20 protein-coding genes and 1 tRNA gene are annotated in these 19,191 nt (G+C 67.9%); 8 read left to right on the forward strand and 13 right to left on the reverse strand.

Annotated elements, in window-relative coordinates; translation table 11 throughout:
* The first annotated feature begins 108 nt into the window (after window positions 1-108).
* The gene (locus ACFY0T_RS24790; RefSeq protein ID WP_388874441.1) at window positions 109-1,140 is read left to right on the forward strand and encodes a restriction endonuclease; all 1,032 of its coding nucleotides are present in this window, start codon (window positions 109-111) and stop codon (window positions 1,138-1,140) included.
* Window positions 1,141-1,253: 113 nt separating this feature from the next.
* Here ACFY0T_RS24790 and ACFY0T_RS24795 read toward each other — a convergent pair whose 3' ends face one another.
* From ACFY0T_RS24795 to ACFY0T_RS24820, 6 genes are all read right to left on the reverse strand, one after another.
* Window positions 1,254-2,012 carry a class E sortase gene (locus tag ACFY0T_RS24795; protein WP_388874457.1) on the reverse strand — a complete coding sequence of 253 codons (759 nt, stop codon included), beginning with the start codon at window positions 2,010-2,012 and terminating at the stop codon, window positions 1,254-1,256.
* 46 nt (window positions 2,013-2,058) lie between these two features.
* The gene (locus tag ACFY0T_RS24800; RefSeq protein WP_388874460.1) at window positions 2,059-3,369 is read right to left on the reverse strand and encodes a class E sortase; all 1,311 of its coding nucleotides are present in this window, start codon (window positions 3,367-3,369) and stop codon (window positions 2,059-2,061) included.
* Window positions 3,366-4,004, reverse strand: a complete 639-nt coding sequence (locus ACFY0T_RS24805; protein ID WP_388874462.1) for an aminodeoxychorismate/anthranilate synthase component II — start codon at window positions 4,002-4,004, stop codon at window positions 3,366-3,368. The genes ACFY0T_RS24800 and ACFY0T_RS24805 overlap by 4 nt, the downstream gene beginning before the upstream one ends.
* Complete coding sequence (locus ACFY0T_RS24810; protein WP_046727640.1) at window positions 4,001-4,162, reverse strand: hypothetical protein; 162 nt, start codon at window positions 4,160-4,162, stop codon at window positions 4,001-4,003. Before ACFY0T_RS24810 ends, ACFY0T_RS24805 begins: the two co-directional genes overlap by 4 nt.
* Before the next feature lie 75 nt (window positions 4,163-4,237).
* Window positions 4,238-4,936 carry a class E sortase gene (locus ACFY0T_RS24815; RefSeq protein WP_388874464.1) on the reverse strand — a complete coding sequence of 233 codons (699 nt, stop codon included), beginning with the start codon at window positions 4,934-4,936 and terminating at the stop codon, window positions 4,238-4,240.
* A 34-nt stretch (window positions 4,937-4,970) separates the two neighbouring features.
* Complete coding sequence (locus ACFY0T_RS24820) at window positions 4,971-5,762, reverse strand: DUF881 domain-containing protein (protein ID WP_388874467.1); 792 nt, start codon at window positions 5,760-5,762, stop codon at window positions 4,971-4,973.
* Between the two features lie 141 nt (window positions 5,763-5,903).
* Here ACFY0T_RS24820 and crgA point away from each other — a divergent pair, with 141 nt between their 5' ends.
* Window positions 5,904-6,158 (forward strand): cell division protein CrgA, encoded by a 255-nt coding sequence (gene crgA, locus ACFY0T_RS24825; protein ID WP_189187114.1) that lies wholly within the window; start codon window positions 5,904-5,906, stop codon window positions 6,156-6,158.
* A gap of 311 nt (window positions 6,159-6,469) precedes the next feature.
* Here crgA and ACFY0T_RS24830 read toward each other — a convergent pair whose 3' ends face one another.
* A complete protein-coding gene (locus ACFY0T_RS24830; RefSeq protein ID WP_388874472.1) occupies window positions 6,470-7,378 on the reverse strand; it encodes a rhomboid family intramembrane serine protease in 909 nt (302 codons plus the stop codon).
* Between the two features lie 148 nt (window positions 7,379-7,526).
* Window positions 7,527-8,060 (reverse strand): peptidylprolyl isomerase, encoded by a 534-nt coding sequence (locus ACFY0T_RS24835; protein WP_388874475.1) that lies wholly within the window; start codon window positions 8,058-8,060, stop codon window positions 7,527-7,529.
* Window positions 8,061-8,478: 418 nt separating this feature from the next.
* On the opposite strand from ACFY0T_RS24835, the gene ACFY0T_RS24840 reads away from it, so the two are divergent.
* Window positions 8,479-9,180, forward strand: coding sequence for a DUF5324 family protein (locus tag ACFY0T_RS24840; RefSeq protein WP_388874477.1), 702 nt, complete (start codon window positions 8,479-8,481; stop codon window positions 9,178-9,180).
* Window positions 9,181-9,673: 493 nt separating this feature from the next.
* On the opposite strand, the gene ACFY0T_RS24845 is transcribed toward ACFY0T_RS24840, so the two are convergent.
* Window positions 9,674-9,746 (reverse strand) — tRNA-Ala (locus ACFY0T_RS24845).
* A gap of 182 nt (window positions 9,747-9,928) precedes the next feature.
* Here ACFY0T_RS24845 and ACFY0T_RS24850 point away from each other — a divergent pair.
* On the forward strand, window positions 9,929-10,477 hold the full coding sequence (locus ACFY0T_RS24850; RefSeq protein WP_362023614.1) for a DNA-binding protein: 549 nt from the start codon (window positions 9,929-9,931) through the stop codon (window positions 10,475-10,477).
* 129 nt (window positions 10,478-10,606) lie between these two features.
* Window positions 10,607-12,718, forward strand: coding sequence for a protein kinase (locus tag ACFY0T_RS24855; protein ID WP_388874480.1), 2,112 nt, complete (start codon window positions 10,607-10,609; stop codon window positions 12,716-12,718).
* Window positions 12,719-12,730: 12 nt separating this feature from the next.
* On the opposite strand, the gene ACFY0T_RS24860 is transcribed toward ACFY0T_RS24855, so the two are convergent.
* Together ACFY0T_RS24860 and ACFY0T_RS24865 are read right to left on the reverse strand one after the other, a co-directional pair.
* On the reverse strand, window positions 12,731-14,302 hold the full coding sequence (locus ACFY0T_RS24860) for a hypothetical protein (RefSeq protein WP_388874483.1): 1,572 nt from the start codon (window positions 14,300-14,302) through the stop codon (window positions 12,731-12,733).
* A 314-nt stretch (window positions 14,303-14,616) separates the two neighbouring features.
* Window positions 14,617-14,745 (reverse strand): DLW-39 family protein, encoded by a 129-nt coding sequence (locus ACFY0T_RS24865; RefSeq protein WP_003999697.1) that lies wholly within the window; start codon window positions 14,743-14,745, stop codon window positions 14,617-14,619.
* Window positions 14,746-15,094: 349 nt separating this feature from the next.
* On the opposite strand from ACFY0T_RS24865, the gene ACFY0T_RS24870 reads away from it, so the two are divergent.
* The 3 genes from ACFY0T_RS24870 to ACFY0T_RS24880 all read left to right on the forward strand — a co-directional run bounded on the left by ACFY0T_RS24870 (window position 15,095) and on the right by ACFY0T_RS24880 (window position 17,525).
* Window positions 15,095-15,463 carry a DUF6344 domain-containing protein gene (locus ACFY0T_RS24870; RefSeq protein WP_388874486.1) on the forward strand — a complete coding sequence of 123 codons (369 nt, stop codon included), beginning with the start codon at window positions 15,095-15,097 and terminating at the stop codon, window positions 15,461-15,463.
* Window positions 15,464-15,969: 506 nt separating this feature from the next.
* The gene (locus ACFY0T_RS24875; protein WP_388874488.1) at window positions 15,970-16,758 is read left to right on the forward strand and encodes a GntR family transcriptional regulator; all 789 of its coding nucleotides are present in this window, start codon (window positions 15,970-15,972) and stop codon (window positions 16,756-16,758) included.
* Window positions 16,759-16,766: 8 nt separating this feature from the next.
* Window positions 16,767-17,525 carry a glycosyltransferase family 2 protein gene (locus ACFY0T_RS24880; RefSeq protein WP_388874491.1) on the forward strand — a complete coding sequence of 253 codons (759 nt, stop codon included), beginning with the start codon at window positions 16,767-16,769 and terminating at the stop codon, window positions 17,523-17,525.
* A 205-nt stretch (window positions 17,526-17,730) separates the two neighbouring features.
* On the opposite strand, the gene ACFY0T_RS24885 is transcribed toward ACFY0T_RS24880, so the two are convergent.
* Complete coding sequence (locus ACFY0T_RS24885; protein ID WP_388874494.1) at window positions 17,731-18,657, reverse strand: FkbM family methyltransferase; 927 nt, start codon at window positions 18,655-18,657, stop codon at window positions 17,731-17,733.
* A gap of 275 nt (window positions 18,658-18,932) precedes the next feature.
* Window positions 18,933-19,121 carry a ferredoxin gene (locus tag ACFY0T_RS24890; RefSeq protein ID WP_388874497.1) on the reverse strand — a complete coding sequence of 63 codons (189 nt, stop codon included), beginning with the start codon at window positions 19,119-19,121 and terminating at the stop codon, window positions 18,933-18,935.
* Window positions 19,122-19,191 lie beyond the last annotated feature (70 nt).

Raw genomic sequence — 19,191 nt, forward strand, 5'->3', positions numbered from 1 at the left:
GCGAAGCCCGACCACATCTTCATACCCACCCCTTCGTTAAAGGGGTGGGTGGAGAAACAGAGCTCTGCCCCGGCCCCCCGGCCACGACACAAGTAGAAGGGGCAGAACGTGATCGACGAGGCGGCTCTCCTGGAATCGAAGGCCCTGCGGGACAGCACCCTGGAGCGCACGGACGTGCTCTACAGAGTGAAGGCGCTGTCGCTACTGCCGGACGGTATGCATGTGACGACGGCGATGGTCGCGACGTACTTCAGCGTCACGGTGGAGGCCATCCGAGCCCTCGTTCACGACCACCGAACCGAGCTGGAAGTGAACGGGTACCGAGTTCTGACAGGCTCAGAACTGAGTTACTTCAAGCAACTCAGTGGCATCCAGTCACGCACAGCCTCTCTCGCGATCTTCTCCCGCCGCGCTGTCCTCAACGTCGCCATGCTGCTCCGGGACAGCGAAGTCGCACGTCAAGTGCGTACGTACCTCCTCGACATGGAGTACATGGCGCGCACTCAACCTGTGGATAACTCTGTCCACAGCGACGCCAGCTCCCTCGACGACCGCATCGACCAGCGCATCACCCACATCCTGGGCAAGACTGTCGTCCCGATGTTCAACGCCCTGATCGAAACATCGGGCGAGCACCGCAGGGAACTGATCGCACTGCGAGCGGGGGTTCAGACCGTCGAGCGGAGGCTCCGCCAGCACCACGCTCGGCTGCAGCGACTGGAAGGCCCACGGGAAGAGCGCCCTCTCGCCGGAGTCATGGCGTCCATCGACGCCATGAACGGTCGCGAGTTCGAGGAGTACGTCGCGGAACTGCTGCGACGCGACGGCTGCACCGATGTGGTCCTACGAGGCGGCCGTGGAGACCGCGGCATCGACATCACCGGACGTACGGCCGACGGGCGGCACGTCGCCGTCCAGTGCAAGCGGTTCGCGCCCTACCTCTCTGTCACCAGTCCTGACGTGCAGAAGTTCGTCGGGGCGGCCAAGGTTCTGCACACCTCGGAGGTAGCTCTCTTCGTCGCGACGTGCCCCTTCACCCCTGACGCCCTGAACGTCGCCACCGACGGCGGCGTCACCGTCGTACACCGCGGACTGCTTGAGGAGTGGAGCGCCGGAGCAGCACTGGCAGTTCTGGAGTAGCTACACGGCTGCGCAGAAGGGCCCGAAGCCGCAAGAGCTAGTTGCGGCTTCGGGCCCAGCTCATGTCGGGAGTGACAACGTGTCACTCCCGACATAGTCATCTCACGACGACGCTAACGCAGTTCCTTCGGCGGCGTGCGGTCGCTGTCCACCTTGTCCACGCGCTCCAGTTCGCCCCAGACGACGTAGCGGTAGCGGGAGGTGAAGACGGGGGTGCAGGTCGTCAGGGTGATGTAGTGGCCGGGCTTCTTCTTGCCGGACTGCTCGGGGACCTGCTGGAGGACCTTGACGTTGTACTTCGAGGTCTCCGGGAGGATGTCGTAGACCTTGTAGACGTACCACTTGTCCTTGGTCTCGAAGACGATCGGGTCGCCCTTTTCGATCTTGTCGATGTTGTGGAACTTGGCGCCGTGGCCGTCGCGGTGGGCGGCGAGGGTGAAGTTGCCGTTCTTGCCTGTCATCGGCAGGGACGCCTTGACGGGGTCCGTGTAGTAGCCGGCGACGCCGTCGTTGAGGACCTTGGTCGACGTGCCCTTCTCGACGAGCACCTCGCCGTTCTTCATCGCCGGGACATGCAGGAAGCCGATGCCGTCCTTGGTGTCCAGCGCCCCCGGGCCGCCCTTGTCCTGCGCCCAGCTGTCGCGGACCCTGTCGCCCTGCTTGTGCGCCGCGCGGTCCGCGACGACGTTCGTCCACCACAGGGAGTAGACGACGAACAGGCCGAGCACCAGACCCGCGGTGATGAGGAGTTCACCGAAGACGCTGACCGCCCTCGCGATGCGGCCGGAGCCGTGGCGTCGCGGTGCGGGCGCGGCCGAGCCGGCCTCGGCTGCGGATTCGGCACGCTCGTCGTGGTCGGTCCTCGCTGCCACTGTGCATCTGCCCCGTCTGGTCTGTCTCAGGTTGTCTCACGTGCTCTCAGCTGACGAGCGCGTCCGGCTTGCCCTTGCTGCGCGGCCGGTCCTCGACCATCTTGCCCCAGACGATCATCCGGTACTTGCTGGTGAACTCCGGCGTGCAAGTGGTCAGTGTGATGTAGCGGCCCGGCTTGGTGAAAGTCGACCCCTTGGGTACCGGGTCGAGCACGCTCGTGTTGCTCGGCGGCGTCACCGGCAGGATCGACGTCATCTCGTAGACGTAGTAGTCGTCCTGTGTCTCGACCACTATCTTGTCGCCCGGTTTGAGTTGATTGATGTACCGGAACGGCTCGCCGTGCGTGTTGCGGTGCCCCGCGAGCCCGAAGTTGCCCGTCTTGGCGTCCGGCATCGCGGTCTTGGTCGCGCCCTCGCCGTAGTGACCCACCATCCCGCGGTCGAGCACCTTCGGCTTGCTCGTACCCTCCGCGATCGGCGCGACCACGTCGAGCCTCGGGATGTGCAGGATGGCGAACCCCTGCCCCGGCTCGAACGTCCCCGGGTTCCGCCTGCCCTGCGCCCAGTCCTCCTGGAGGTGATGCGCGGCGCTGCCCGCCTGCTGATGCGCCCGCACGTTCGACCACCACAGCTGATACGTCACGAACAGCAGCATCAGCACACCGGTGGTGATGAACACCTCGCCGATCACGCGGCTCGCGATGACACCCGCACTGGGCTTCCGCGCCCGCGCCGCCCGCCGGGCCTCCAGCCGGCTGAGAGGCGCTTCAGCGGCCTTGGTGGAGTTCCTCGCCGACCCCTGGGACTCGTGAGCCTCCTGGGGCTCCTGAGGGCCTCCGTGCCGCCCATGGCGCCGGGCCGCCTTGCGCCGCGCCGCACGGCCCCCTGGCGCGGGTATGGACTCCCTCTCGGCCGTGCGTGGCGGGTCGGGTACCCGCAGGGCCACCGTCTCGTCGTCCAACGGCAAGGGAGCGACGGCGGGTTCCTCATAGGGAGCGGCCACCGGCTCCTCGTACGGGACGGCCACCGGCCCTTCGTACGGCGGGGAGTACGTCTCCTCGTACGCCGGCGCTACCGACTGCTGTGCCGGGGCCTGGGCCTGGAACTGCGGCTGCGGCTGCGGCTGCGGCTGCGCAGGGTTCTGGCCCGCGTACCAGTCGCGTGCGTACCCCTCCGGGTCGTACCACTCCTCCTGCTGCCCGCTCCGCGGCTGCCCCGGCAGCGGATCCGTCAGCGGGTCCGCTAGCCGCTCGACCGCGGTCTCAAAGGCTCCCGCGCCCTCGAACGCTTCGGCGCCCCCGTACGCGGCCTCGCCGCCGTAGGGGGAGCTGTCGCGCTCGGGGCGCAGCGCGGTCACGCCGTGGCCCTGCCCACCACCGGGGCGAGCCCCGCCGACCTCGCCACGGCCACCTTGTCGCCGCACTCCACCAGCCAGTTGGCGAGCATCCGGTGGCCATGCTCGGTCAGCACCGACTCGGGGTGGAACTGCACGCCCTCGACGGGCAGTTCACGGTGTCTGAGGCCCATGATGATGCCGTCGTGGGTACGGGCCGTGACCTCCAGCTCGTCCGGCACGGTCTCCGGCTCGGCCGCCAGCGAGTGGTAGCGCGTGGCGGTGAAGGGCGACGGCAGACCCGCGAAAACGCCCTTGCCGTGGTGCTCCACCAGCGACGTCTTGCCGTGCAGCAGCTCGGGCGCGCGATCCACGACACCGCCGTACGCCACCTGCATCGACTGCATGCCGAGACAGACGCCGAAGACGGGGACCCCGGTCGCCGCGCAGTGCCGGACCATGTCGATGCAGACCCCGGCCTGCTCGGGAGCGCCCGGCCCCGGTGACAGGAGCACCCCGTCGAAGCCGTCCTGCGCGTGCGCGGTCGACACCTCGTCGTTGCGCAGCACCTCGCACTCGGCGCCCAACTGGTAGAGGTACTGGACCAGGTTGAAGACGAAGCTGTCGTAGTTGTCCACGACGAGGATGCGCGCGCTCACTGGTTGTCCACCGTCACGTCGTTGAAGGGAAGCAGCGGTTCGGCCCACGGGAAGACGTACTGGAAGAGCACGTAGACCACCGCGAGGACCAGTACGAGTGAGATCAGCGCCCTCACCCATACGTTCCCCGGCAGATGCCGCCAGATCCAGCCGTACATGCCGTCCCTTCCGTCGCACCACGGCACCGGAGTCACATCACACACACCATCGGACTCATGCCGTACTGCACCAGACTAACGGCGTAGAGCCTGCGGTTTCCCAGCCTCCACAGGCTGTGTCGAATCAAGGTGTGCCCAGACGATCAGCCGGTGACTGTGTCCCCACTCCGGGTCGCACGTGGTCAGCGTGAGGTAGCGGCCCGGCCGCGTGTACCCGGACTTACGTGGCACAGGGTCGATCACCTCAATGTCCGAGGGCAGCGTTTTGTAGGGGCCTTTGTCGATCCGATACGTGAACCAGGTCGTCCCGTCGGTCAGCACCACCGCGTCACCGCGGCGCAGTTCGGGAAAGTCCTTGAAGGGATCGCCGTACGTGCGCCGGTGGCCGGCGACCGCGAAGTTCCCCGTCTGCCCGAGCTGGGCCGTGCCCCGGTAGTGACCGAGCCCCTTCTTGAGGACGCTCGTGGCAGTGCCTTCGAGCACGGGCTTGTTCCACGTGAAACCAAGCCGCGGGATGTACATCACCGCGAAGGGCTGGCCATAGGCGTAGGGGCCGGGCGCCTTCGGGCTCGCTGTGACCGGGGCACCCGAGGGGGCCTTCGGATCCTGGCCGACCGACCCCTTCGACCACCGCTTTTGGAGCACATCGATCTGGTGGTCCATCGCACTGTCGGCCTTCATGCCCGTCCAGAACAGCACGTAGACCACGAAGAGCACGATCAGGGTGCCGACGGTGATGCACAGTTCGCTGATCGTCCTGACGACCACTCGCACCGACACAAGGTCCCCCCAGCGGCAGCTGCTTCAGCTACTCCACAGGCTTCGCGTAGTGGAGATCCACTGTGCCCGAGTAGCCGGGAAGAGTCACCGTCCCGTCCTCCTCGACTTTCCAGCCGAGCCCGTAGACGTTGACGTACACCATGTAGTTCTGGATCGCCGGAGAAGCGGCGAGCGCCTTCTGAAGCTTCTCGGGGTCACCGACCGCGGTGATCTTGTACGGGGGTGAGTAGACGCGGCCCTGGAGGATCAGGGTGTTGCCGACGCAGCGCACAGCGCTGGTGGAGATCAGCCGCTGATCCATCACCTTGATGCCCTTCGCGCCGCCCTGCCACAAGGCGTTCACCACCGCCTGCAGGTCCTGCTGGTGGATGACCAGGTAGTCGGGCTGCGGCTCGGGATAGCCGGGCAGCTTGGCCGTGGCGTTCGGCGGGGCGTCATTGAGCGTGACCGTGACGGCCTTGCCCTTGAGCTTCTGGGTACCCGCGTTCTCCTCCAGCGCGGCCAGCTTGGCGTCCTCGGCCTTGCTGCTGTTGTCCTCACGCCCGGCGAGGGCGTCGACGTCATCGCGCAAGGCTCCGTTGGACTCGTCCAGCGACGCGTTCTTGTGACTGCGCTCCTGGATCAGGTCGGACAGCTTCAGCAAGGACGTGTCCGTGCGGATATTGGTGCCCTTGGCCGTATTGAAGCTGGTGAAGAAAATGAGGCCGGCGAGGGCGAAGACGGCCGCGGTGAGCACGCGTACAGGCCGGAAACGGCGCGTACCGGCAGGACTGGAACCCGGACTGGAACCCGTCCCGGGGGAGTCGGCAGAATTGCTCAACGTACCCTTATCTCCTTCGGCGCCGCGGAAGCACTACGCTAACGGACGCCCGGGGGAGCATCAGTGTCCCCTTGTACGCTGCCCCGGAGCCCGCCCCAGTACCCTGCGCGGCCACGCAGCGCATCGACAGGAGAGACCCTCGTGCCGAAGTCACGTATCCGCAAGAAGGCCGACTACACGCCGCCCCCGGCGAAGCAGGCGACCAACATCAAGCTGACCAGCCGCGGCTGGGTCGCACCGGTCATGCTGGCCATGTTCCTCATCGGCCTCGCCTGGATCGTCGTCTTCTACGTGACGGACGGCTCCCTTCCGATCGACGCCCTCGACAACTGGAACATCGTGGTCGGCTTCGGCTTCATCGCGGCGGGATTCGGCGTCTCCACGCAGTGGAAGTAGCGCCCCGGACATAGCTCCGGGGCAGCTCTGCCCAGGGTTATCCACTGAGTTATCCACAGCCGTTGTCCACAGGTGGAAAAAGAACGACGATCTGTGGATAACCCATCCGGGGTTGACGCCGGTGTGACTGACCTACCGGGATCAGCAAATCTGTTCGCCCCCTGTCCGACCTGGGAAAACTCAGGTCAGCGACAGGGGGCACAGCTGTTCCCACACAGCGTGCACAAGATCCGCCACGATCTGTGGACAACAGTGGACGACATCGCTTCTCAGGTGAGCTCAGAGCGTCCTCAGGTGAGCCGAGCGCGTCCTTAGGTGAGCTGAGTGGTCCTGACCAGCGTCGCGACCACCACGGCCGCCAGGACCAGGGCGGACACCCCGTACTGGACGAGGGGCCGCCGCTCGCGCGGCGCGTGGACCATGGCGTAGCCGACGACCACGCCTGCGACGAGGCCGCCGATGTGCGCCTGCCAGGCGATGTTGAATCCGGGGCTGAAGGTGAAGACCAGGTTGATCGCCAGCAGGACGAGAACCGGGCGCATGTCGTAGTTGAGCCGGCGCATGAGGACGGCGGTCGCGCCGAAGAGTCCGAAGATCGCGCCGGAGGCGCCGAGCGACGGCTGGTTCGGCGCGGCCAGGAGGTAGGAGAGCGCGCTGCCGGCGAGGCCCGAGACGAAGTAGAGGGTGAGGTAGCGGGCGCGGCCGAGGGCCGCTTCCAGGGGGCCGCCGATCCACCACAGGCTGAGCATGTTGAACAGGATGTGGACGTAGCTGCCGTGCAGGAACATCGACGTCAGCATGCGGTACCACTGGCCCTCGGCGACGCCCTGGAGTTCGCCGGAGAGCTGCGCCTGTCCGAAGAGGTCGAAGCGGTCGGTGAAGCTGTCGCCCACCGCCGTCTGGACCAGGAAGATGGCGAGGTTGATGCCGATCAGGATCTTGGTGACGAGCCGGGGGTCCGAGGTGACCGTGCCGCCTGCGAGGGTGCGGGGCTGGGTGGCCGCCGGGGGGTGGCCGGTGCCGGAGCCGCGGCGTACGCATTCGGGGCACTGGAAGCCGACGGAGGCGTTGACCATGCACTCGGGGCAGATCGGGCGCTCGCAGCGGGTGCAGCGGATGCCGGTCTCGCGGTCCGGGTGCCGGTAGCAGGTGGGCGGGCTCTGGGCGTCCTGTGGTCCCTGATCCCGCGGGCCCTGCGGGTTGCCTGGCGCCTGGTCCATAGGGTCCCCTCAATCTCCGTACGACGGCTCGCGCGCGGGCACACAGGGTCCGTGTGCGCAACGCACCGCCCCGTCCATCCTTACGGATGAACGGGGCGTTTGGTTCCCTGCGGGAGCCTTTGGACTCGGCGGTGCGAGCCCTGTGGGCTCAGCCCTCGCGGGTCTCGACGACGACCGACTCGATGACGACGTCGTTGACGGGGCGGTCGGTGCGCGGGTTGGTCTGGGTGCTCGCGATGGCGTCCACGACCTTCTGGCTGGCCGGGTTGGTGACCTCGCCGAAGATGGTGTGCTTGCGGGTCAGCCAGGCCGTCGGGGAGACGGTGATGAAGAACTGCGAGCCGTTGGTGCCCGGGCCGGCGTTGGCCATGGCCAGCAGGTACGGCTTGTCGAAGGCGAGGTCCGGGTGGAACTCGTCCTCGAACTGGTAGCCGGGGCCGCCGGTGCCGTTGCCCAGCGGGTCACCGCCCTGAATCATGAATCCGCTGATCACCCGGTGGAAGACCGTGCCGTCGTAGAGCTTGTCCGTGGACTTCGCGCCGGTGGCCGGGTTGATCCACTCACGCTCGCCCTTGGCGAGCTCGACGAAGTTCCGGACCGTCTTGGGCGCGTGGTTCGGCAGGAGCCGGACTTCGATGTCGCCGTGGTTGGTCTTCAGGGTGGCGTAAAGCTGCTCAGCCACGATCTGCCTTCCGTTGCCTTCTTTTGACTCCCCGATCCTCGCACGGACCGGGCCGCGCGTCGCCCGGCCACCACCTCTGGGCGTATATCCGTGCGTCGCGCTTGCGGAAAACCGGGCGAGTCCCCCCGGGACGGGGGCGCGTCGCGGCGATCCGTGGCATTGTCGACGACAAGCTCCTGTTGCCCCGTATTAATCCGCTATTGCACTTGATCGGTATTTGACCGGCTCTCGCTCTGACGTCACCCGGAGTCAGTAGCGGTGAGTCACCCGGAGTCAGTACCCGTGACCCGGATGCCTGCCCTCGCATGCCCCGGACCGCTCGGGCGGGCATGATCCCGATAAGGGTGGAAAGGTGAACTGTGTGTCATTGGGGGCACCTCAGGCCCCCGACGTACGCCACCGAGGAGGAGGAAGACCCGTGACCCGCATCGACAGCGTGCGCGCCGCGACCGGCTCGGCGAAGGACAGCGTGCTGCACGCCGCGGAAGTGGTGGCGCCTTACGCCGACACGGCCAAGGACCGAGCCTCGCACTACGCACACGAGGCACGCGTACGGCTCGCACCGAAGGTGTCGCAGGCCGCCGAACAGGCCCGCGTGCAGTACGACGCCCATCTCGCGCCGCGCCTTGAGCAGGCCCGTACCCATGTGCCGCCGAAGGTCGACCACGCCGCTCATGAGGCCGCCGTCCGTACGCGCAAGGCGGCTCGTCAGGCCGCCGACTACTCCAAGCCGAGGATCGAGCAGGCGGTGGCAGCGACCCAGCCCGTTCGGGACGAGGCCGCCTCCCGTGGTGTGGCGGCGATCGCCGCGCTGCGTGGTCAGGTCTCACCGAAGGAGATCCAGAAGCTCGCCCGGAAGCACGAGCGGCGGGCGAAGGTCGGCCGTCTCGCCAAGGGGCTGGCGGTCGTCGGGATTCTGGCGGTCGGCGCTTTCGCCGCCTGGAAGTGGTGGGACAAGCAGGCCAACCCCGACTGGCTGGTCGAGCCGCCTGCCGCGACCGAGGTGCCCGAGACCGGCCGTCTGACGTCGGTCGACGGCAGCGGACAGTCTGATCTGGACCCCGAGGTCCAGGCCAAGGAGGCCGAGGAGCAGTCGGCGGACCGCGACGACCGCCGCTGAGCGCGACCTCAACATCGCTGTGGGGCAGGAGACTTGGGGGTCTCCTGCCCCACGGCGATGTTTCACGTGGAACTGGCACGTCTCCGCCACACGAACGTCGGCGCGGCAGATTTACGCAGGCTGCCCGCGATGACGTTTGCAATGTCCTGTGTGTGCAGTATCCGTGCAGATCTTGTTAACGGAGTGCGTTGACCCGGCTACGCACGCCCGCCCGAACCTGTTCGCACAAGGCCCCCGGTACCAACGGGAACCCCCCGCATGCGCCCCATCAGCCGTCCGCGCAGCGGATGCACTGGCGTCACTCCTCGCATCCATTTGCGCAAAGGATTGCAACGCCTGCAAATCTCCCCTTTGTGACACACGTCACCACCGATGTTCGTGTCGGCACCACCTTGGCTCCACAGCCGCCCCCATCGGGCCCGCTGAAGGAAGAAAATGGGACATACAAAAACCGGCCAGGCCGCCACAAGGGGCGCCTGACCGGTCCGAGGTGTGGAGCCTAGGGGAGTCGAACCCCTGACATCTGCCATGCAAAGACAGCGCTCTACCAACTGAGCTAAGGCCCCGGAAGAGGAGCGTCCGGCCGCAAGAACCACCTGCCGACGGGCGCCGCAGACCAGAGTACCGGGTCACCCCCGGGATCTCGCAAAAAGATTGGGGGTCCCCGTGGACGACCACTCTCCGTAAGATGCTCGACGTGGTTCGCTACAGCGAACCACGGTATTTGGGGAAGCGATGGGGAGACGCAATGGACGCCGCACAGCAGGAAGCAACCGCAAGAGCCCGGGAGCTGCAGCGGAACTGGTACGGGGAGCCGTTGGGGGCGCTCTTCCGTAGGCTCATCGACGATCTGGGTCTCAACCAGGCGCGTCTTGCCGGGGTGCTGGGCCTGTCCGCGCCCATGTTGTCGCAGCTGATGAGCGGTCAGCGCGCCAAGATCGGCAATCCCGCGGTGGTCCAGCGTGTGCAGCTGCTGCAGGACCTGGCGGGGCAGGTCGCGGACGGCAGCGTCAGCGCCGCCGAGGCGACCGAGCGCATGGACGAGATCAAGAAGTCGCAGGGGGGCTCGGTGCTCAGCAACACCACGCAGTCGACGACCAGTTCGGGCGCGCCCACGGTCAAGCGGGTGGTCCGCGAGATCCAGTCGCTGCTGCGCTCGGTGGCAGCCGCCGGTGACATCATCGAGGCGGCGGACACCCTCGCCCCGACCCACCCGGAACTGGCAGAGTTCCTCCGGGTGTACGGCGCCGGCCGTACCTCCGACGCGGTCGCGCACTACCAGTCACACCAGAGCTGAGCAGGCCGCCCGGCCGCCGAACGCCCGGCCCTTGAAGGCCCGTTACACCTTCAGCCGCCGCGATTCAGGCAGCCGGGCACCTCGGAAGAGGTCTCCGGACCGACCGCCGAAGGGGAGCGACGCACGACCATGGGTGAGGTCTTCGCCGGCCGGTACGAACTGGTCGACCCGATCGGACGCGGGGGAGTCGGTGCGGTCTGGCGCGCCTGGGACCACCGGCGGCGCCGGTATGTGGCCGCCAAGGTGCTGCAGCAGAGCGACGCGCACGCACTGCTGCGCTTCGTGCGGGAGCAGGCCCTGCGGATCGACCATCCGCATGTGCTCGCTCCCGCCAGCTGGGCCGCCGACGACGACAAGGTCCTGTTCACCATGGATCTGGTCGCCGGGGGCTCCCTGGTCCACCTGGTCAATGACTACGGCCCACTGCCTCCTCCCTTCGTCTGCGTCCTGCTCGACCAGCTGCTGGCGGGCGTCGCCGCGGTGCACGCCGAGGGGGTCGTGCACCGCGACATCAAGCCCGCCAACGTGCTGCTCGAAGCGACCGGCACCGCCCGGCCACGGCTGCGCCTGTCCGACTTCGGCATCGCGATGCGGCTGGGCGAACCACGGCTGACAGAGACCAACTACGTGGTGGGAACGCCCGGTTACTTCGCGCCCGAGCAGATGATGGGCGCCGAGCCGGACTTCCCCGCCGACCTGTTCGCCGTGGGTCTGGTCGCCCTCTATCTGCTGGAGGGCGCCAAGCCCGACGCCAAGGCGTTGATCGAGTACTTCGCCGAGAACGGCACGCCGTCCGCTCCGCGCGGCATACCCGAGCCGCTGTGGCAGGTCGTGGCCACGCTTCTGCAGCCCGACCCGCATGCCCGCTTCCGCACCGTCACGGGGGCGCGCAAGGCGCTCGCCTCGGCCGCCGAGCTGCTGCCCGAGCCCGGCCCCGACGACGAACTGGTCGAGGTCTTCGACCAACTCGGGCCGCTCCCGGAGGGGTTCGGCCCGGAGGGACCGCTTCGGGAGCGGTTCGGCTCTGAGGGATCGCTTCGGGAGCGGTTCGGCCCTGAGGGATCGCTTCAGGGCGCGCCGGGGGTGAGTGCGGGGGGTCTGCCGTCCGGGGTGCGTCCGGGCGCGCCTACAGCGGCACGACTCGGGCCCGACGACACATCGTCGTGGCCCAGCCCCAGCTCCAACCCCAGCCCCGGCTCCACCCCCAGCCCCGGCTCCGGCTCCGGCTCGACAGGCGACTCCGGCTTGGCGTCCGGCTCTGACCGTGGCTCTGGCTATGGCTCGGCTTCTGACTCTGGTCATGAGCCGGGCTCCAGCTCTGGTGCCAGCACGGGTACTGGCCCTATCGCCAACCCCGGCCACGGGCTCGGCTCCGGCTCCGGCTCCGGCTCCGGCTCCGGCTCCGGCTCCGGCTCCGGCTCCGGGCCATGGCATCACGGCTCGGGCACGCTGTCTCAAGAGGCCGCTTCCGGGAGCGTCAGGCCGGGATCCGGCACCGGTGGCATACACCCGGAGCTCCGCACCGATGGCGAACGCCCGGAGTTCCCCACCGGTCACGTACCACCGGAGTCCGCCACCGGTCACGTACAGCCAGAGTCCGCCACCGGTCACGTACGACCCGAGTCCCCTGCCAGTGACGTACAGCCGCAGTCTGTCCCCGGCAACGTACGGCCGAAGCCGGCTCCCGGTGACGTACCTCAGCGACCTGCCCCCGACGCCGTCCCCCCGCAACCGTCCACGATGTCGGACACCGGCAGCTTCCATCTGCCGCCACCGCAGTCGGCCGCTCCGGACGCACGGCCGCAGCCGGAACCCCAACCCCAGCGGCAATCGCAGCCCCAGCCCCAGCAGGCATGGCAAGAGACCCAGCAGAACCCCATCCCCCACCATCCGCGACGCCCCGAGCAGCCGCCCACTCCCCCCACCTCGGTCGCGCTCCCGGGGCCAACTCCCCTCTACGCTCCGCCTTTCGAGCCCACCCCAACCCCCACTGCCCTTCCCACTCCCACACCTACGCCCACGCAAGTGCCCTCCCCCCATCGGCCCGCCGGCGTGTACGCCTCTACTGCTTCATACACCGCTCGGTCCCCGCAGGTTCCGCTTCAGGCAGGGGCAGTTTCGGGGCGCCGCGCGAGGCGTGCGCGACCGCGTCCCGGGCCGCCTGCGAAGGTGGCGGTCCCGGTGTTGCTCCTCGCGCTGGCCTGCTTCGCGGTGGGTTTCTGGGCGCTGAGCCGGATCTGAGCGGGGCGCGTCCTACCAGCCCCGTGGCGCCCCGCGCTCCCAGGGCGCCGGCACCGGAGCCGAAGCCGTATCCGCGTCCTCCGGAGCCGGCACCGGCACCGCCCGTCGCCGCGCGACCACCGTCCACACGCCGAGCGCCAGCACCAGCACGCTCCCCGTGCCGATCCCGCCCACGGCGACCAGCTTCATCGTGCCGTTCCCATCGCCACCGCCCCCGCCACCGGTGCCGATCGCACCGCCCGCCGTGCCGTCGGCCGCTTCGTCGGAGTCGGCCGCCGGAACGTCGAACGCGTCACGGGGCTCTGCCCGCCCCGCGTACGCCGGCCCCGTACGCGCCGTCCCGCCCACGCGCACGCGCAGCGTCAGCCCGAACGGCCCATCGCCGATTTTGTCGGCGACCTGCGCGGCGAGATGGACCACGAGGTAGTACGAGCCCGCGAACCGCATCCCGCTCACGCGGTCGTTGAGGGCGTAGCGGTTCTCGTACGCGACGGGAGGCAGTGGATCGAGCGTGGCCGAGCGCTGGCTGCCGTCGTATCCGGAGCCCACGTCGTCGACGAAGCCGCGTACGGGGTTGTAGAGGGACATGACGAGAGCGGTGCCCACGTAGCCGTTGCCGCGGCTCGAACTGCCCAGGTCCGCGCTGGCGTAGAGCTGTTGTCCCCAATCGACCGGCACCTTGTAGAAGAGCGTCTGTCCGGGGCTGATCCCGTCCTGCCAGATTCCCTGCTCGAGCGAGCTCGCCGTGGTGAAGCCCGCGCCGCCCCTGCGGTGCTTCGGGTTCCCCGCCAGGGCGTCGGGCGACGCGGAGTTCCAGACCTCCGGAGCATTCGTCGAACCGGCCGCCTTCTTCAGTCCGGGCTCCGACACATAGTTGAGCTCCAGGTCCCAGTCGCCGGCCGAGGAGCCCGTCGTACCACTGCGCTCGACGACCACGTAGTACGTGCCCGCCGTCTGGCAGGCGTACTGGTCGCCGCTCGTTTCGCGCGACGCCCAGGCGGTGATGGGGTGGGGGCTCTGGCTGGCGCCGAAGTGGGCGGTTCCGGAGAAGGAGCAGCGGCGGCTGTTGCCGTCCTGCACGGACACCTTGACGCCGTCCGAGTAGGAGACCGTCGTCCCCGGCCTGGGGACGACGGTGGCGGAGACATAGGCGTTGGATGTGGTGTCCAGTTCGAGGCGGTAGTAGAGCTTGCCGTCCCCGCCTATGGAGCTCTTGTAGGTCTTGCCCGGCTCGAGCCGCACGGAGTCGGTGGTGTCCGCGGTGCCTTTGACGGTGGTGGCGTCCTCGGCGAAGGCGTACGGCGTCGGTGTGGCGGCGGCCACCGTGCTCCGCGTACCGGCCACCGTGCTCCGCGTACCGGCCACCGTGCTCCGCGTACCGGCCACCGTGCTCCGCGTACCGGCCATCGTGCTCCGCGTACCGGCGACTGTGCTCTGCGTATCGGCGACCGCGGTGTGCGTACCAGCCACCACGGTATGAGTGCCGACTGCGGCGGCCTGGCCCGCCGCGGCGAGTGTCGCGCACAGCGCCACTGCGGCGGCCGCGAGCGCCCGGCCGTGCCAGCTCACCCTGCGCCGCCCCATCACGCGCCCCCTCGTCCCGGCCTGTCGTCATCGCCCGCCGCCATGGCCCATGGCCCGCTGTCACAGTCCGCCGGTCATGGCCTCGGGCCGTGGCCCATCCTGCCCCGCAGGCCACCGAGGTACCCGTGCTTTCCGTACCCGCGGCCGAAAGGGCGCGCCCATGAGCCCCTCACGACACGCAGACTTTGCTCGAGCAATCAACTCGTTTGCCTGAGTGAATTCGAAGCGTCATCCGAAGCGCGCTCGGCAGGCCGGACAACACAAAACCCCGACCGCAGGACGGCCGGGGTCTGCTCTGAGACTGTTGTCGATGCTCACGAACCCGTGGGCACGGAGTCAGTCGCCTCCGTCCACAGATCCTGCTCGGCGCGATCCGCCTGGATCTGGCGGTACACGAGGAGCCCGCCGATGGCGGCCAGTGCGACCAGGAGAAGCTTCTTCACCGCGCGACCTCGTCTTTCCTTGACGTAGGGGACCTCTGGCGCCCGACTATACACACCGACCGATATCGATCGGTGACCCTGGATCGGTCCTCAACTCCCGCCCGGAACGCAGCAATAGAACCGGACGCAACCGCTCCGATCGCAGAGCGATCGCAGAGTGACCACAGGGTGATCGCGCCTCACATACAGTGACTTTCACCACTATCTCCGACTTTTCGGGTCTCTTGCGGCCATCCGGGTGGTGTTCATCTGAACATCGACGCGCCACGGGCGTCGGTCCACCACTTCGCGGCCCGCATACACATCATGAGGAAAGTACGCAAATCGCCTGACCCGAAAGTGAGGGGCCATGACCGAGAACAAGGCCATGAAGCTGTGGACCGCCATCGTCACCGCCTTCCTGGCGCTGTGCACGGCGCTGGGATTCATCACGACCACCGCGGCCGCCGCCGTACCGCAGACCGGGACGGCGCGCAACAGCGCAGCCTCCCTGACGCCGCCGGCGATGCCCTCCTCGACCTGGTCCTCCAGCCGGGCCCTGCCCCCCACGATGAAGCAACGCATCCGCGCCGAGGCCCACGGCTCCTCGCCGAGCTGCCGCCACCGCCCGCCCGCCGACGACGTCATGGCGGACCTCGCCGCCCTCTGCGACCTCCGGGCCATCACCGAGGCCGACGCGGACGTCGTCACGGAGCCCATCACGCCCCTCCAGCGCTGAGCGCACGGCACCCCACCCCACGGCACCCCTGACGTAGCGGCGAACTTGCGTACAAAGCCACACAGGGCGAAGGCCCGGCGACTCATCTGAGCCGCCGGGCCTTCCGCATGCCGAGCCCCAGGGTCTTTGTGCCGCGCTGCGCTTCTGCCGGTCGGCTGGCCGGCCGCTGAGGTTCGGCTCCGACGGGTGCCGTTCGGACGCATTGGTGTCCGGCGCTGATGTCAGGAATCCGGGCGCTCTGGGTTTCCGTCGATGTGGTCGGCAACGCCGAACACGGTGCCGAAGGCCATGTCGCTGTGATCTCGGACGACATCGCCGATCGCGAGCTGAGCGGCCGAGTCAGGGCGCGAGGCCCTCGCCGGCCGGGCCAGGGAGACCGCTCTTCCTTGCCCTCCTCCAGTCGTCAAGACTTCTTTAGGAGTCATAGGCTGAGACCGAACTCGTTGGCTTGCTGACTTGTCGGTCGCTGGCACGCCAGCCCTCGGACGACGGATCGGTGAGCACCAGTGCCAAAGGCGTACGAAGTGATCGCGGACGACCTCCGACGGTCGATCCGAGAGGGTGAGCGCAAGCCCGGTGACCGCCTGCCGTCGGAGACGGATCTGGCGACGCACTACAAGCGCAGCGTGCCGACTGTTCAGAACGCGCTCCGGCTGCTGAACGAGGAAGGCCTGATCGACAAGCAGCACGGCCGTGGCAACTTCGTCCGGCGTCCCCGCACGCCGGCCGTCCGCTGCAACTCGCGGCACCAATGGGAGAAGGACCGGGCGCGGAAGGACAGGGCCAAGCGAGCCGAGACCGGAGCCACTGAGCACGACACCGGTCTTGAGCTCCAGGACCTCGTCTTCTACGCGAAGTACCGCGAGGTCAAGGCGCCCAAGGATCTCGCGGACGCGTTCGGCGTACCGGAAGGTACCGCGCTCGTCGAGCGCACCTACCGGACGCGATACGCCGCCGAGAGTGCCCCGTTCAACCTCGTGACCTCCTACCTCGTCCGCGACATGGTCGCGGCGAACCCCGACCTCCTGGACGAAACCAAGGAGCCCTGGCCGGGAGGCACACAGAACCAGCTCTACACCGTCGGCATCGAGCTGGACCGCGTCGAGGAGCGCTTCACCGCCCGTCCGCCGACACCGGAGGAAGCGAGGGAGCTGGACCTGCCGGCCGGGACGTCGGTGATCCTGCTCCGCAAGACGTCGTACGACATCAATGACCGCGTTGTGGACATCTCCGACGTCACGCTTCCCGGCGACCGCACGGAGCTGCTCTTCACCACTCCCCTGGAAAGGTGGTGAGTGCTGCCGTGAGCCGGCGCATCATCATCGTCACCGCTGTCCACGCTCCTTCGGCCCCGTTCCTGCAAGAGGCCTACAAGTCGCTGTGCGAACAGGAGTTGCCCGACGGCTGGGAATGGCACTGGGTCATCCAGGAAGACGGGATGACGGATGGCGTCGCCCCGCACGTGCCCGACGACGCTCGGGTGACCTTCCGGCAGGGGCGGCCCGGCGGCCCCGGTGTCGCCCGTACCGTCGCGCTCGCGCACGCCGACGGCGAGTACGTGAAGGTGCTGGATGCCGACGACCAACTCGCACCGGGCGCCCTGGCCCGCGACCTGGCCGTCCTCGAAGGCGACCGCACCATCGGGTGGGCGACCTCACGCGTCCTGGACTTCATGCCGGACGGCTCGACAGTCGGCTTCCCTGGGGACCCCGACAACGGTCCGATCGAGCGCGGAGCCGTGCTCGAGTATTGGAAGGCGAATGGTTTCCGCGCGCAGGTTCACCCTGCGACGCTCTTCGTTCGCCGCGACCTCCTGCTCGCCCTGGGTGGCTGGATGGCGTTGCCGGCGTCCGAGGACACCGGTCTGCTGCTCGCGCTGAACGCCGTCAGTCGAGGATGGTTCTCGCAGGAGGTCGGGCTTCTCTACCGGAAGTGGGAAGGGCAGGCGACGGGGCAGGCCTCGCACGTCGATCCCGCTGAACGGGAAGCTCGCATGGCGGTGGTTGAGGCCAGGGCCAGGGCGTTGGCGTACGTCCGCTGGCACTACCCGATCTCCGACTGAGCGGGCCGACAACGTACGTCCAGGCCGGAACGGTTGCATGTCCGGTCTCGACAGACGGCGGCTTGAATGCATGGCCAGAACTTCGACAGGCCCGTGCGACAAGCGCGCCTATGTACGCCTATGTACCTTGCGAAACGATGACAGCGAGGCGCGCTGTCGATTCGTCGGCCATCAGACTTCGGCCTACGAAGCAGAATTGGCTACGTCACGTCAATGTCTCGGCGTCCACCCGCGAAAAGATCAGGTCGCTCTCGCCCTCGATGGGTCCCCGCCAGCGCACAGGAGCGGAAAGCCCCCCGTGTACAGCCGACGGGTAGCTCCCGGGGGCATAGTCGTTGTCCAGGCGATAGACGTGGAAGCCGGCCCCCGTCATCGTCTTGAGCAACTCGTCTGCTGTATCCCCGAGTTGGGCCATACGTTCCGGAGTGACCTCGACGGTGATTTCAGCGTCCGGCCGCAGTTTGTCAAGGAGGGGAGCCAGCCCCCGGACAACCCCGCCCTCAGCACCTTCCACATCGATCTTGATGACCCGGGCATTCGCGATCTCCGAGGCGTCGAGCAGGTCCGGCAACGGCTGGGCCTCGATCTCGAACGTGGATTCCGCCGGGCCGTCGTACGGCACGATGCTGTTGGCGCCCATGTTGCGGGAGCTGGCGAGCACGAACGTCAGCGTCTTCTGGCTGTCCGACACGGCGGCGTTGACCGCACGGATGTTGCGGCACTCATTGAGGCGGGCCTGCTGCAACAGTCGCTGATGGAACACCGGCGAGGCCTCGACAGCCACCACCTTGCCTTCGTCGCCTACGAGCTGCGAGGCCAGGACGCTGAAGACGCCGATGTTGGCGCCGATGTCGATGAAGACGTCCCCCCGCCTCAACCGGCCCCGAAGCCAGCTCGTCATGTGCGGCTCCCACACACCGAACAGGTACAGATATCGCTGGATGAGGTCCTGGGTATCCACCGCGAAGCGGGCACCGAACCGAGCCTGGGTAACGCGCCTTCGCGGATGATCCCGAAGATGGGCGTTGAGGTACTTCTCCGCCAGGAGCGCCTTGCCAAACGTGCCGGGAGCATCGCGGACGTACCCGCGCCCCAGGGTGATCAGCGCCTCAGAAATGGGGTTGGTGGTCATCTGCTTGCCTCTCCGCCTGGTCCGATCGAACCGTAGTCCGCGACCTCTGCCAGGTCCCATCGTCCCCTCAGAGGCCGATCGGGAAGGGGCCGCTCAGGGCCCAGGGCCGTGCCAGACGCCTCCGACGATTGGATCAAGCGGGAAGGTTCCGCCGAAGCGGAACGCATGAAGCTGGACGGGGAGCGGCCACACTGCCTGACGCCTGGCGACCTGTTGCGTCCAGGTCCCTGTCTGCATCCGGACACAACGGGTTGCCAGGACGGCTGCTCGTTGTGCTACTCGGTGATGATGATGGCCTGGGACGGGCACCAGTCAGCCGCTTCTTGGACCTGCGGGTCGTCGCCGGTGTCCTCACGGCCTGGCAGGACGTCCCCGTATTCGTCCGCCCTCGTGAAGACGGACGGAACCCTGTGAACACAGTCGAAGGAGCCGTAGCAGAGCTTGCGGTCAATGGAGACCTTCACATGCACTCCAGTCGCAAGAGGGCGCCGCCCCCGGGAAGGGCAGCGGGCCGATCGGAACCTAGAGACCTTC

This window comes from Streptomyces sp. NPDC001530, from assembly GCF_042894545.1.
Classification (GTDB): Bacteria; Actinomycetota; Actinomycetes; order Streptomycetales; family Streptomycetaceae; genus Streptomyces.